Here is a 12893-nt window from a genome sequence, read left to right as displayed (position 1 = left end):
GCGTGTTTCCCGCGCGCACTGTTTCCGGCCATGAATGGGACCCGGGTCGTGATGATCCGAGCCGCGTCCTCGACTCCAACGCCCCGGTTCGGAGCGGAGTGCGCGCACAACTACCGGCGACCTCGCTGGATCGCACGTTCATCATGGTACCCCGCATCGCGGCTGGCACTAGCATGTGCACTATGAGCGAACAGGCGCAGGATCGGGGAACCACCGCCGAGCACCCGGGCGTGGCGGCGTTGTTCGCGGTGCTCGCGTACGGCGAGCTCGCTGCCTTCCAGCGACTGGCGAAGGAATCGGAGATGGCACCGGACCTGCGCGGACGGATCGCCGTGGCGTCGATGGCGGCGGCCCAGATGCGCAACTTCGAGCTGCTCGACACCGAGCTGGACCGTCGCGGGCAGGACGTGACCGTCGCGACCGCACCGTTCGTCCCGGTGGTCACCCGCTACCACGAGCGGACCACGCCCCGGAACTGGAACGAGGCTCTCGTCAAGGCGTACATCGGCGACGGCCTCGCCGCCGACTTCTACTCCGAGGTGGCGCGGGCCCTGCCGGGCGAGCCGGCATCGGTGGTCGCCGCCGTGCTGTCCGACACTCGCGAATCCGAGTTCGCGGTCTCCCGGGTGCGCGGCGCGATCGCCGCGAACCCCGGGCTGCGGTCCCCGCTGACCCTGTGGGGGCGTCGGCTGCTCTCCGAGGCCATCACCCAGGCGCAGGAGGTACTCGCCACGCGCGACGAGCTCGCCGCGCTGCTCTTCGAGCACTCCGGCGATCTGCCCGGCGTGGCGCAGTTCTTCGAGTCGCTGCAGACCCGGCACGCCGAGCGGATGGCGACCCTCGGCCTCGGCTGACTCCGGGCCGCGACTGCTGTCAGCTGAAATCGCCGGGCTCGCGGCGCCCCCGCGGCACGGGGACGGATAACCTCGTGCCATGGAGATCAAGATCGGTATCGCGGAGTCGAACCGCGAACTCGTGCTGCAGAGCAAGGACTCGTCCGAGGACGTCAAGAAGGCCGTGGGCGATGCGCTCGCCGGCCGCACCGAGCTGTTGGAGCTCACGGACGAGAAGGGCAAGCGCTACCTTGTGCCCGCCGCCCGCGTGTCCTACGTCGAGCTCGGCGTGAACGAGAGCCGCTCCGTCGGTTTCAACGCCAGCTGACGGGCACCGCGGCCTCCCGCCAGTAGGCTCAGGCCGTGGTGAAACCCGAACGCAGGACCGCAGTCGACCTCGCGGTGACCGCCGCGATCGTGGTCGTGGCGCTCGTCGCGGGCTTCGTGGCGTGGAACACCGGCTCGGCGGGTAGGGCCGTCAGCGAGACGGCTCCGACCCCGTCGACGGTGCCCGGCTCGCTGATCGAGCTCCCCGCGGCGCTCCGCGAGGCCTGGACCGCGGAGTCGGACCGTCCCGTCCTCGCCCTGGCCGGCACCGTCGTGACCGCCCGCGGCGGGGAGGTCACCGGGCACGACCCGGCCACCGGCAAGCGCACCTGGCGGTACGCCCGCGGCGACACGCAGGTGTGCGGACTGACCGCCAACGCCGGCCTCGTCCTGGCGTTCTACCGCGATGTCCGCGGATGCGGGGAGGTCATGGCACTGGACCCCGTCACGGGGCAGCGCCGCGCGAGCCGGTCGAGCCGCGAGGACCACGAGGTCACGCTCACCGGCGACGGCAACTACGCGATCGCGCAGGGGCCCACGCGGGTCGACGTGTTCCGTTCCGACCTGGTGCGCACCGTCGAGTACGGCAAGCCCGATGTCCCCGTGAACCCCGGCGTGCAACCCCGCTCGGGCTGCACCATCGGCTCCGCGCTGCCCTCCGGCGCTTCGATCACCATCCTCGAGACCTGCCCGACGGAGCCCTACCCGCGGCTCACCGTCATCGGCGCATCGCCGAAGGAGGCGAGCGAGCCGCAGGAGACCTCGTCGGTGGTCGCGGCGGCCCTCGGCTCCTCCGAGCCCGTCGACGGTGACCGTCCTCGCCTCATCACCGCCACCGCGGCCGGCGCCGTGGCCTACCTGCCCGCGCAGGACGGCCGGTCCGCGCGCGTGGTCACCGTCGACCTGCAGGGGCGCGAGCTGCGCTCCGTGGACGTGACGACGCCGGCCGGCGGCGCGCCCCGGGACGTGCCCGTGGTGACCGAGGCCGGGATCGCATCGTTCTTCACGGGGACCTCGACCGTCGTCGTGGACGCCCCGTCGCTCGTGGCCGAGATGGTGATCCCGGGAACGCTCGGGCCCGGCGCGGTCGTGGGCGGCCAGATCGTGGTACCCGGCCCGACCACGCTCACCGCCTACGATCTGGCCACCCGGGCGCAGGTCCGCTCGACGCCCGTCTCCCGGCCCGGCTATTCGACGGGGCCGGTCCTGCTCACGCTGGCGAGCGATGCGCTGGTGAGCCAGTGGGGCGGAACGGTACAGGCGTACCGTCCGGCCTGACCGAAACGCTAGTCCGCGACCCAGGTGACCAGCGGCGCACCGTCGGCGACGTGGGCCCGGATGCTCTGCGCCAGTTCGCGGTAGGCGGTGGCGCCCTTGTTCTTCCGGCCCGCGAGCACGGTCCGGCCCGCGGCGTTCGCCTCGGCGAACCGGACGGTGCGCGGGATCGGCGGGGAGAGCACGTCCAGCCCGTAGCGGTCGGCGACATCGGAGAGGATGTCGCGGCTGTGCGTGGTGCGCGCGTCGTAGATCGTGGCGATCGCGCCGAGCATGGACAGATCCGGGTTGGTGATGGCCTGCACGTCGCGCACCGTCTTGAGCAACTGCCCGACGCCGCGGTGCGCCAGCGTCTCGCACTGCAGCGGGATCGCGACGGCGTCGGCGGCCGTGAGCCCGTTGAGCGTGAGCACGCCGAGGCTGGGCGGGCAGTCGATGATCACGATGTCGAACCGGTCGCCGACATCCGCGAGGGCCCGCTTGAGCGCGTACTCGCGCCCCGCGCGCATGAGCAGCAGCGCCTCCGCGCCCGCGAGGTCCAGCGTGGCCGGCAGCACCGTGACCCCGTCCTCGGTCTCGAGCAGCACCTCGTCGATCGTCTTGTCGCCCAGGAGCACGTCGTGCACGCTGTTCTCGATGCGGTCGGGGTTGTGGCCGAGCGAGAAGGTCAGGCAGCCCTGCGGGTCGAGATCGACGACGAGCACGCGGGCACCCAGCTCCACCAGCGCCGCACCGAGGCTGGCGACGGTGGTGGTCTTCGCGACGCCGCCCTTCTGGTTGGCGACGGCGAGGACGAAGGGGGCGCCGTCGGACGGCGTGGCACCGGTCATGCTGCGAGGGTACCCACCGATGCGCGACGATGATCGGATGAGCACCGCAGCACGCCTCGTCTACATCCGCCACGGCGAGACGGAATGGTCGCGGTCCGGCCGCCACACCGGCGTCACCGACATCGACCTCACCGAGACCGGGGCGGAGCAGGCGCGCGGCCTCGCCGGCGTTCTGGAGTCGCTCGCCCTGCGGAACCCGACGGTGTGGGTGAGCCCGCGCCATCGCGCCGCCCGCACCGCCGAACTCGCGGGCCTGACGGTGACGGGGGTCGACCCCGACCTCGCCGAGTGGGACTACGGCGACTACGAGGGCCTGACCAGCGCCGAGATCCGCGTCGACGACCCGGGGTGGACGGTGTGGCGCTCCGGCGCGCCGGGCGGGGAGTCGATGGCACAGGTCTCCGCGAGGGTGGACCGGGTGCTCGACCGGGCTCGGGCCGCGATGGCCGACGGTGACGTGGTCCTCGTCGCGCACGGCCACCTCGGACGGGTGCTGACGGCCCGGTTCCTCGGGCAGGCACCGGAATTCGGCCGCAACGTGATGATCCTGCCCGCGTCCGCCGCCGTGTTCGGCTACGACCGCGACGACGTCCCGCAGCTGACCCGGTTCGGACTCACCGGCTACGCCGCGGCGCACTACAGCGGGCGGTAGCGCCCCGCATCAGTCCTGGCGGTACTCCCCCTCGAGCCACGCCACCGTCGGCGGGCTGAACAGGAGGACGAGCACGACGATGGCGGGGGCGAGGAGCGGGTAGCCGAGCAGCGGGGAGCTCTGGGCGAACGCGCCGCTGATGCCCGTGAAGCCGAGCAGCAGGTTGGTGAGCACGCCGAGGGTGCGCCCCCAGCGCTTGCCGCGCAGCAGCGCGACACCGCCGGCGAGCACCGCGGCGCCCATCGGGATCATCCAGAAGGCCAGGCCGTAGGCGCCCGTGGTGGTGGCGGCGTGGCCGGTCAGCCCGCGCACCAGCTCGACGACGCCCACGACCAGCGCGATCGCCCCCTCGATCGCCACGAGGCCGCCGGCCACGAGGACCGTCACGGGCGCAGCGGTGCGCGTGGCGCCCGAGCGCTTCGCCGTCGAGCGCGTCGCGCGGGGTCGGTCGCCGTCGTTCGTCGATGTCACGACACCAGGGTATCGGGGCGGCGTGGGTAGGCTGCTCGGTGTGCGCGCCCTGTTGATCTCCAACCCCAACGCCACGTCCATCACCGCAGCGGGACGAGACCTCGTCGCCATGGCGTTGGCGTCCACGCTGGACGTGACCCTGGCGCAGACGCAGCACCGCGGTCACGCGGCCGAACTCGCCGCCGCGGCCCGCGCGGACGGCACCGACCTGGTGATCGTGCACGGCGGCGACGGCACCGTCAACGAGGTGGTGTGCGGGATCCTCGGGCGCGAGGGCCTGCCCGGCGCGGCCGCCCCGGTCGCCCCCGAATCCCTGCCGGCGGTCGCCGTGATCCCCGGCGGGAGCGCGAACGTCTTCGCTCGGTCCCTCGCGGTTCCGCGCAACCCCGAGGAGGCCACCGTCCACCTCACCGACCTGCTGGCGCGCCGCAGCTTCCGGACCATCGGCCTGGGCTGCGCCGACGAGCGCTACTTCCTGTTCAACGCGGGCATGGGCGTCGACGCCGAGGTCATCGCGAACATGGAGGCGCTGCGCGCCAAAGGCAAGGCCGCGACCTCCGCGCGGTACGTGCGCACCTCCATCCGTACCTTCTTCCGGGCCGCGCGACGCGAGCCGCTACTCACCGTCCACCTACCGGGCGAGCAGCCGGGCACCTGGGAGGAGATCGACGGGGTGCACTTCGCGTTCGTATCGAACGCGAGCCCCTGGACCTTCCTCAACAACCGCGCCGTCTTCACCAACCCGGGGACCGATTACGGCACCGGACTGGGGGTGTTCGCGTCGCGCTCGATGCGCACGGTCCCGAACCTCATGCTGGTCCGGCAGATGCTCTCGGCCCGCCGCACGAAGGGTCCGACGGTGCGCCACCTCGTCCGGCACGACGACCTGCCCGAGCTTCGCGTGACCAGCGACGTCCCGGTCGCGGCGCAGGTCGACGGCGACCATCTCGGCGAGCGCACCGAGGTGCGGTTCTGGTACTCGCCGGAGCGGATCCGGGTCGTCGCCGACCTGCCCCCACTGCCGCGCGTGCGCTGACGGGGATCGCGGCGAGCGCGGCTCCCGGCGGGGGCTTCCCACAGACTCGGCGCGAAGACATCGCCGCGGGCGGATTGAGCGATAGATCACCCACCGCAAGAAAACTGTTGCAAACCTGCAGCGTGTGCGGATACTCTTGCGGGCACGCCGCTGAACCGGCAGGAGTGTAGTACACCGCTCGTAGGCACGGTCTCACCGCCCCCGCTGTGAGATAACCCACCTCTGAGTCGGAATCTCTTGACTCCTGCTGGGAACGTGGAAATATTCATGACGTAACAACGCGGAAACAGTTCGGTTCCTCCCGCGTTAACAGCCTGGAAATTCGGTGCCGGATCGGCACCTGCGATGAGTGGCGCGCCCGTGCGCCTGAATGGAGTGTACTGACATGGATTGGCGCCACAAGGCCATCTGTCGCGACGAGGACCCCGAGCTCTTCTTCCCCGTGGGGAACAGCGGCCCGGCGATCGCGCAGATCGCGGACGCCAAGCTGGTCTGCAACCGCTGCCCCGTGACCGCCGAGTGCCTGTCCTGGGCGCTGGAGTCCGGTCAGGACGCCGGTGTGTGGGGCGGCATGAGCGAGGACGAGCGTCGCGCGCTCAAGCGCCGCAACGCGCGGACCCGCACGCGCACCGCTGTCTAGGAACACGACGTGAAGAGGGCCCGGTGGATCTCCACCGGGCCCTCTTCGCGTGCGGGGTCACACGGGTTGTAGTGGCACCTGCACCACCGCGTCCGTCCCGCCTTCCCAGGCGGTCAGGCGCAGCTCGCCGCCCAGCTCTGAGGTCACGAGCGTCTGCACGATCTGCAGCCCCAGCCGGTCGGAACCGTCGAGGGTGAAGCCGGGCGGAAGGCCGGCACCGTCGTCCCGGACCGTGACCTCGAGCATCCTCGTGGACCGGTGCGCGAGCACCTCGACGGTGCCCGACTCCCCCGGCCCGTAGGCGTGCTCGATCGCGTTCTGGATGAGCTCGGTGACGACCATCGCGAGGGGCATCGCGCGGTCGGCGTCCAGCAGGCCCACGTCGTCGCGCCGTACGACGGTGACCCTGCCCGTGGCCTCGGCCGGCGCGACATCGCCCATGATCGGGATGAGCCGGTCGATCACGTCGTCGATGTCGACGTGCTCGTCCACGCTCATCGACAGCGTCTCGTGCACGAGCGCGATCGACGCGACCCGGCGCACCGACTCCTGGAGCGCGCGCTTGGCCTCGTCGTTGCGCGTGCGGCGGGCCTGCAACCGCAGCAGGGCCGAGACCGACTGCAGATTGTTCTTCACCCGGTGATGGATCTCCCGGATGGTCGCGTCCTTGGAGATCAGGGCCCGGTCGCGGCGCTTGAGCTCCGTGACGTCACGGAGCAACACCGCGGCGCCGGCCGGCCGGCCGTTCGGATGCAGACCGAGCACCCGCAGCACGACGGTCACGCCGCCCTTCGTCAGCTCGATCCGCGAGCCCCCTCCGCGCAGGAGCGCACCGTCGAGCGCGACGGCCAGGTCCTCCGATTCGAACGAGTCCCCCACGAGCTCCGCGGTCACCTCCACCAGCCGGCTGCCCTCGAGGTCGGTGGGCGCGCCCATCCGGCGGTAGGCCGACTGCGCGTTCGGGCTCGCGAACACGACCTTGCCCTGCGCATCGAGCCGGACGAAACCGTCGCCGGCCCGTGGCTCCGCCTCACCGGTGGGCAGTTCCTCCCGCTCGGGGAAGGTGCCCTCGGCGACCATCGTGCACAGATCGTCGGCGCACTCGGCGTACGCGACCTCGAGCGGACTGGGGGTGCGCGGGTGCGTGACGTTGAAGTCACGGGTGAGGACGGCGACGACCCCGCCGCCCGAGGACACCGGGACGGCCTCGCGCCGCACCCGGGAGGGGCCCGTCCAAGCCGGGGTCACGCCGCGTACCACCACGGCGCCCTCGAACGCGGCGTGCAGCGTGGGGGTCTCCCAGGGCGGGACGACGACGCCGACACCGTCGGAGTCGTAGACGGTCGAGGTCGTGTTGGGGCGGCACTGCGCGATGCAGATGTACGCGGGGTCGGTGCGGTCGCCCTCCGGGTCGTTGCGCACCCAGAGCCGCAGGTCCGCGAACGACAGATCGGCGAGCAGCTGCCACTCGGCGGCGACGCGCTGCAAGTGGCGCGCGGCACGACCGGGGAGGTTCGTGTGGATCGCCAGGAGGTCGGCGAGGGAGGCCATGGGACCGCCTTTTTGTCGTCGTCGGTGCCGTCGTGAAACAATACCGGGTACTGCGAATGAGCTCGGGACAGGAAGGAGACCGCCATGGGAAAGCGTGGACGTAAGAAGCGCGGGCGCAAGAAGAACGCCGCCAACCACGGCAAGCGTCCGAACTCCTGAGCCATCAGGGATTCACCGCACTTGCGCACGAGGGCCCGCCGACGCGATGTCGGCGGGCCCTCGTCATGTGTACGGACCGCTCACTCCGGGCGGAAGTGCACCTCGGTGTGCCGGATGCTGATCGTCAGTCGCTCGCGCAGCCCCTCAGGGGCGCGCTCGCCGCCGCACTTGCGGTTCACGAGCGACTTGATCTGCTGCTCGATGCCGTAGTGCGACAGGCACTGCGAGCAACCGTCGATGTGCGCCTTGAGCCGCTCCTTCGCGGCGGCGTCGCACTCGTTGTCCAGCAGCAGCCAGACATCCGCCATCACGGCGGAACAGTCGAGCTCGAGGTCCGGGTTCCCGTCCGACGAATAGGTCACTTCTCCACCTCCTGATCGGCGGCGTCGACCTCGTCGTCGGCGGCGCCCCGCAGGAACCCTCGCTCCCGCGCGACCCCCTCCAGCTCGGCACGCAGCTGACGCCGGCCGCGGTGCAGCCGCGACATCACCGTGCCGATGGGGGTTCCCATGATGTCCGCGATCTCCTTGTAGGGGAAACCCTCCACATCGGCGTAGTACACCGCCATGCGGAAGTCCTCCGGGAGCTTCGCGAGCGCTTCCTTGATCTCGTCATCGGGCAGCGCGTCCAGCGCCTCGATCTCCGCGGAGCGCAGGCCGGTAGAGCTGTGCTCCGCCGTGGCCGCGAGCTGCCAGTCGGTGATCTCGTCCGTGGGGTACTGCGCCGGCTGCCGCTGCTTCTTGCGGTAGCCGTTGATGTACGTGTTGGTGAGGATGCGGTACAGCCACGCCTTGAGGTTGGTGCCCTTCTTGAAGCTGCGGAAGGCGCTGTAGGCCTTCACGTAGGTCTCCTGGACCAGGTCCTCCGCGTCCGCCGGGTTGCGGGTCATGCGCAGCGCGGCACCGTACAGCTGGTCGAGCAGCGGCAGCGCCTCGGCCTCGAAGCGTTCAGTGAGCTGCTCGGGCGTCTCGGTCACCTCGTCGGGCGCCGAGTCCAGTTCCGCTACGTCCGCGTTCTCCCGGTCGGTCATACCGACGAAGGCTACCGGTCGCTCGAGGACCGCTGCTCCGCTACCTGCACTCACGACTTCTGCAACAGCGAGGTCCGCCCGCTTGTTCCCGTGCCGTCCGGATCAACCCAGCCGGAGCCGGACCATGGGCGGCGGACCGCGCGCGCTACGGATTGTCCGCGCCGTGCTCGCCTGCTTGACTGGCGCCATGGGCAAGAAGAACGCGGCGGCGACTCCGGCGATCGCGGCGCTGCAGACGGCGGACATCGAGTTCCGGGTGCACGAGTACGAGCACGACCCGCGGGCGGAGTCCTTCGGCGGCGAGGCCGCGCAGGCATTGGGGAACGACCCGGCGCGGGTGTTCAAGACCCTGGTCATCACCGACGGCAAGCAGCTCGCCGTAGCGATCGTGCCGACCTCCGGCAAACTCAGCCTCAAGGCCGCGGGCGCCGCGCTGGGCCTGCACCGGCCGACCATGGCCGACCCCGCTGACGTGCGACGGGTCACCGGCTACGTGCTCGGCGGCGTGTCCCCGCTCGGGCAGCGCAAACAGTTGCGGACGGCCGTCGACGAGTCCGCATTGGGCTTCGAGACCGTCTTCTGCTCGGCCGGACGGCGAGGGCTCGAGGTGGAGCTGGCACCGTCGGACCTGGTGGCCGCGACGTCCGCCGTGATCGCGCCCCTCGCCGCCCCGTGACCGGGCGTGGTAGTCAATAGGTGAGTGCGGGCGGGCAAGACGGGTTTGGCGGTGGCCGCGCCGGAAAGTAGGTTCGTGATATGGCCAGCTACTTCGTCACGGGCGGGACGGGCTTCATCGGCCGTGCCGTGGTGGCGCGGCTCGCGGCCGCGGAACGCGAGAGCACGATCTACCTGCTGGTGCGCGACGCGTCGCTGCCGCGCTTCGAGCGGCTGATCGCCGACCTCGGCCACGATCTGGCACCGCAGGTCGTGCCGGTGGCCGGCGACATCACGGAGCCGGGCCTCGGCATCGCGCCGGGGGATCTGCCCGATCACGTCGACCACGTGATCCACCTCGCCGCCGTCTACGACATGGAGGCCTCGGAGGAGCTCCAACAGCTCACCAATGTCACCGGCACGCGCAACACCCTGGCCCTGGCGGAACGGCTCGGGGCGACGATGCACCACGTGTCCTCGCTCGCGGTGGCCGGCAACCACGAGGGATGGTTCACCGAGTCGGACTTCGACGTCGCCCAGGACTTCCCCACCCCGTACCACCGCAGCAAGTACGAGGCGGAGCGGCTCGTCCGCGAGTCGTCCGCGCCGTGGCAGGTGTACCGCCCGTCCATCGTGGTGGGCGACTCGATGACGGGCGCGATCGACAAGATCGACGGGCCCTACTACTTCTTCCCGTTCCTGCGCCTGATGGGCACGATCCCGCACCACCTGCACGTCCCGTTCGCCAACCTCGGATACACGAACATCGTGCCGGTCGACTTCGTCGCCGCGGCGCTGGTCGCGCTGGTGACCGCTCCGCCGGCACCCGGCACCGTCTACCACCTCGCCGACCCCAAGGGCCAGAGCATGGCCGCCATCTACGAGGCCATCGCGCCGGCGTTCTCCGGTCCCAAGACGCTGCCGCTGCCGAGCGCGCCGCTGGGTGAGTTCGCCGCACGCATCGGACGCCGCAACGAGGTGCGCGCGTTCCGGGACACCATCGCCCGCCAGATCGGGCTCCCTCCGTCGGTCCTGGATCACCCCTTCTACAACACCCGGTTCGATTCGGAGACCACCTTCCGGCTGCTCAGCCAGTTGGGCGTGGCGCTGCCGCGCCTGAAGTCCTACGGCCCCCGCCTGTTCCGCTACTGGGCCGAGCACCTCGATCCCGCCCGGAACCGCCGGGACGACCCGCGCGGCCCGCTCGTGGGCAAGCACATCCTGCTCACCGGCGGATCCTCGGGCATCGGTCGCGAGGCCGCGAAGCAGGCCGTCCTCAAGGGCGCGAACGTGTTCATCGTCGCCCGCAAGCCCGAGGACCTGGCCGACGCGGTGCTGCGCATCGAGGCGGAGCCCGGGCTGCCGGGCGTCCCGAAGGGCATGGTCCGTCCCTACCAGTGCGATGTGACCGACCCGGAGGCCGTGCGCACCACCGTCGCTCAGATCCTCGCGGAACACGGCCACGTCGACGTGCTGGTCAACAGTGCCGGGCGATCGATCCGCCGCGCGACCGTCGACTCGGTCGACCGCGCCCACGACTACCAGCGCACGATGGCCGTGAACTACTTCGGCGCCGTCTACCTGATCCTGGAACTGTTGCCGCACATGGTCGCCCGCAAGTCCGGGCACGTGGTCAACGTGTCGTCGATCGGCGTGCAGGTGCGCGGGCCCCGGTTCGCGGCGTACATCGCCTCGAAGTCGGCGCTCGAGGCGTTCAGCGACATCACCGCGGCCGAGACGATGTCGGATCACGTGACCTTCACCAACATCCACATGCCGCTCACCCGCACCCGGATGATCGAACCCACCGATGCCTATGACAACGCGATAGCGCTGCCGGTGGAGAAGGCCGGCCAGATCGTCGTGCGCGCCATCGTCGAGCGGCCGCGGCGCATCGACACCCCGCTCGGCACGCTCGCGCAGTTCGGCCAGTTCCTCTCGCCGCGGATCGCCGCCGCCGCGCAGCATCAGGGCTATCTGTTGTTCCCCGAGTCCGCCGGCCAGGGCGACAACGGGTCCGGAGCCGCCCAGGTGGTGGAAGTCGATGTGGCCGAGGTGGATACGCCGCGCGGCCGACTCGCTGCCACGAAGGACCTGTCGAAGGACATCTCCACCGCGGCGGTCAGCCCGCTGTTCGGCATCTCCGGCGATCAGGGCCTGCGCCGTCTCGCCCGCAAGACCCTCAACCGCCTCCCCGGCATCAACTGGTGACCTCTCACGCCCGTACCTGTGCACCGTTGATCAACTGTCAGTTGATCAACGGTGCACAGGTTCCGGGGCGAAGAGCGCCCGCGGCGTGACGCCGGTCAGCGCGCGCACCTCACGGGTCAGGTGGGCCTGGTCCGCGTAGCCCGACGATGCCGCCGCCACGCCGAGCGCATCACCCGCACGGATCAGCGCAACCGCGCGCTGGAACCGCAGGATCCGCGCGAGCGTCTTCGGCCCGTAGCCGAACGATCGCCGGGCCAGACGATGCAGCGTCCGCTCCCCGAGCCCGGTCTCGGCCGCGACCTCGACCACGGCGCGCCCCGCTCCCAGGCGGACCGCGATCGCCGTGATCCGTCGGTCGAGGGCCACATCGTCGAGGAGCTGCGCCGCGATCTCCTCGGGGTCGCGGGAATCCCGCAGCCGACGGCGCGGGAGGACCTCGGCCAGGGGGACGCGCACTCCGGTGAGCTCGTCGGCGGCGACGCCCAGCAGCTGCGGGAGCACGCCGGGCGGGAACCTCAGGCCGTCGAGTCGCGCACCGTCCGAGCCGATGACGTGCGCCGCGACGGCGTCCGGGCCGGCGACGACGGGCTCGCCGTCGATGACGATGACGTCCATGCAGCCGTCGGGCAGGATCAGCGCGGTCCCGGCGCTCCCCGTCGAGCGCCACCGGACCGCGCCCGGGATCCTCGACGGGCGTTCGCGGTACACGCACTCGAGTATGTCCGAAACCTTCAAGACCCGTCGGTGCCGCCGCGCATACGGTGGGCTCCATGACTGAACGCCTGCGCTTCGACGCCATCGGGATGGTGGCGGACGACCTCGCCGCCACTCTCGCCTTCTACCGCCTGCTGGGCCTGGACATTCCCGCCGGTGCCGAGCACGAGCCGCACGTGGAGGCGCAGCTACCGGGCGGGATGCGGCTGATGTGGGACACCGCGGCGGTGATCCGCACGATGGAGCCCGATTGGGTGAAGCCGACGGGCCAGAGCGCCACGCTGTGCGTCCTCTGCGCCTCGCCCACGGTGGTCGACGAGGTGTACGCGGAGCTTCTCGCCGCCGGCCATCCCGGCGCGATGGCCCCGTTCGACGCGCCCTGGGGGCAGCGGTACGCGGGGGTGCTCGACCCGGACGGCTATCAGGTGCAGCTTTTCGCGTGGCAGTAGCGTCCGAGACGACACACGGGATGTGTTGGGACGCCTATTCTGGGGGACGCCCCCGTTCCGT

The 12893-nt window shown here is 71.1% G+C and carries 16 protein-coding genes; 10 read left to right on the top strand and 6 right to left on the bottom strand.

Annotated features, from left to right (window positions below; translation table 11 throughout):
* The first annotated feature begins 182 nt into the window (after nt 1-182).
* The 3 genes from HF999_RS07995 (at nt 183) to HF999_RS07985 (ending at nt 2438) form a co-directional block, all read left to right on the top strand.
* Entirely contained in the window at nt 183-854 is a 672-nt protein-coding gene (locus tag HF999_RS07995; protein ID WP_168545360.1) for a ferritin-like fold-containing protein, read from the top strand.
* 79 nt (nt 855-933) lie between these two features.
* Nucleotides 934-1161 (top strand): DUF3107 domain-containing protein, encoded by a 228-nt coding sequence (locus HF999_RS07990; protein WP_168545359.1) that lies wholly within the window; start codon nt 934-936, stop codon nt 1159-1161.
* Between the two features lie 35 nt (nt 1162-1196).
* Complete coding sequence (locus HF999_RS07985) at nt 1197-2438, top strand: Rv3212 family protein (protein ID WP_168545358.1); 1242 nt, start codon at nt 1197-1199, stop codon at nt 2436-2438.
* An 8-nt stretch (nt 2439-2446) separates the two neighbouring features.
* On the opposite strand, the gene HF999_RS07980 is transcribed toward HF999_RS07985, so the two are convergent.
* On the bottom strand, nt 2447-3265 hold the full coding sequence (locus tag HF999_RS07980) for a ParA family protein (RefSeq protein WP_168545357.1): 819 nt from the start codon (nt 3263-3265) through the stop codon (nt 2447-2449).
* A gap of 37 nt (nt 3266-3302) precedes the next feature.
* Between HF999_RS07980 and HF999_RS07975 the strand changes: the two genes are divergently transcribed.
* Nucleotides 3303-3917 (top strand): histidine phosphatase family protein, encoded by a 615-nt coding sequence (locus HF999_RS07975; RefSeq protein WP_168545356.1) that lies wholly within the window; start codon nt 3303-3305, stop codon nt 3915-3917.
* A 9-nt stretch (nt 3918-3926) separates the two neighbouring features.
* Here HF999_RS07975 and HF999_RS07970 read toward each other — a convergent pair whose 3' ends face one another.
* Nucleotides 3927-4388: a hypothetical protein gene (locus tag HF999_RS07970; RefSeq protein ID WP_168545355.1), complete on the bottom strand. Its 462-nt coding sequence runs from the start codon at nt 4386-4388 to the stop codon at nt 3927-3929.
* Between the two features lie 40 nt (nt 4389-4428).
* Here HF999_RS07970 and HF999_RS07965 point away from each other — a divergent pair, with 40 nt between their 5' ends.
* Together HF999_RS07965 and HF999_RS07960 are read left to right on the top strand one after the other, a co-directional pair.
* Nucleotides 4429-5424, top strand: a complete 996-nt coding sequence (locus HF999_RS07965; protein WP_168545354.1) for a diacylglycerol/lipid kinase family protein — start codon at nt 4429-4431, stop codon at nt 5422-5424.
* 385 nt (nt 5425-5809) lie between these two features.
* On the top strand, nt 5810-6064 hold the full coding sequence (locus HF999_RS07960) for a WhiB family transcriptional regulator (RefSeq protein ID WP_013125780.1): 255 nt from the start codon (nt 5810-5812) through the stop codon (nt 6062-6064).
* A gap of 57 nt (nt 6065-6121) precedes the next feature.
* Here the strand turns inward: HF999_RS07960 and HF999_RS07955 are convergent, their stop codons facing one another.
* Nucleotides 6122-7615: a sensor histidine kinase gene (locus tag HF999_RS07955; RefSeq protein ID WP_168545353.1), complete on the bottom strand. Its 1494-nt coding sequence runs from the start codon at nt 7613-7615 to the stop codon at nt 6122-6124.
* An 84-nt stretch (nt 7616-7699) separates the two neighbouring features.
* Between HF999_RS07955 and HF999_RS23160 the strand changes: the two genes are divergently transcribed.
* The gene (locus HF999_RS23160; RefSeq protein WP_371820987.1) at nt 7700-7774 is read left to right on the top strand and encodes a 50S ribosomal protein bL37; all 75 of its coding nucleotides are present in this window, start codon (nt 7700-7702) and stop codon (nt 7772-7774) included.
* 80 nt (nt 7775-7854) lie between these two features.
* Here HF999_RS23160 and rsrA read toward each other — a convergent pair whose 3' ends face one another.
* Nucleotides 7855-8136: a mycothiol system anti-sigma-R factor gene (gene rsrA, locus HF999_RS07950; protein WP_168545352.1), complete on the bottom strand. Its 282-nt coding sequence runs from the start codon at nt 8134-8136 to the stop codon at nt 7855-7857.
* A complete protein-coding gene (locus HF999_RS07945) occupies nt 8133-8804 on the bottom strand; it encodes a sigma-70 family RNA polymerase sigma factor (RefSeq protein ID WP_168545351.1) in 672 nt (223 codons plus the stop codon). The genes rsrA and HF999_RS07945 overlap by 4 nt, the downstream gene beginning before the upstream one ends.
* A 187-nt stretch (nt 8805-8991) precedes the next feature.
* Between HF999_RS07945 and ybaK the strand changes: the two genes are divergently transcribed.
* Both ybaK and HF999_RS07935 read left to right on the top strand, forming a co-directional pair.
* On the top strand, nt 8992-9480 hold the full coding sequence (ybaK, locus tag HF999_RS07940; protein ID WP_168545350.1) for a Cys-tRNA(Pro) deacylase: 489 nt from the start codon (nt 8992-8994) through the stop codon (nt 9478-9480).
* A gap of 80 nt (nt 9481-9560) precedes the next feature.
* The gene (locus HF999_RS07935; RefSeq protein ID WP_168545349.1) at nt 9561-11669 is read left to right on the top strand and encodes an SDR family oxidoreductase; all 2109 of its coding nucleotides are present in this window, start codon (nt 9561-9563) and stop codon (nt 11667-11669) included.
* 45 nt (nt 11670-11714) lie between these two features.
* Here HF999_RS07935 and HF999_RS07930 read toward each other — a convergent pair whose 3' ends face one another.
* The gene (locus HF999_RS07930; protein WP_168545348.1) at nt 11715-12377 is read right to left on the bottom strand and encodes a helix-turn-helix domain-containing protein; all 663 of its coding nucleotides are present in this window, start codon (nt 12375-12377) and stop codon (nt 11715-11717) included.
* A 62-nt stretch (nt 12378-12439) separates the two neighbouring features.
* Between HF999_RS07930 and HF999_RS07925 the strand changes: the two genes are divergently transcribed.
* Nucleotides 12440-12832, top strand: a complete 393-nt coding sequence (locus tag HF999_RS07925; protein WP_168545347.1) for a VOC family protein — start codon at nt 12440-12442, stop codon at nt 12830-12832.
* The last annotated feature ends 61 nt before the right edge of the window (nt 12833-12893 follow it).

The organism is Tsukamurella spumae, from assembly GCF_012396015.1.
Lineage (GTDB): Bacteria > Actinomycetota > Actinomycetes > Mycobacteriales > Mycobacteriaceae > Tsukamurella > Tsukamurella spumae.
This window is presented reverse-complemented; position numbering and strand designations above follow the sequence as displayed.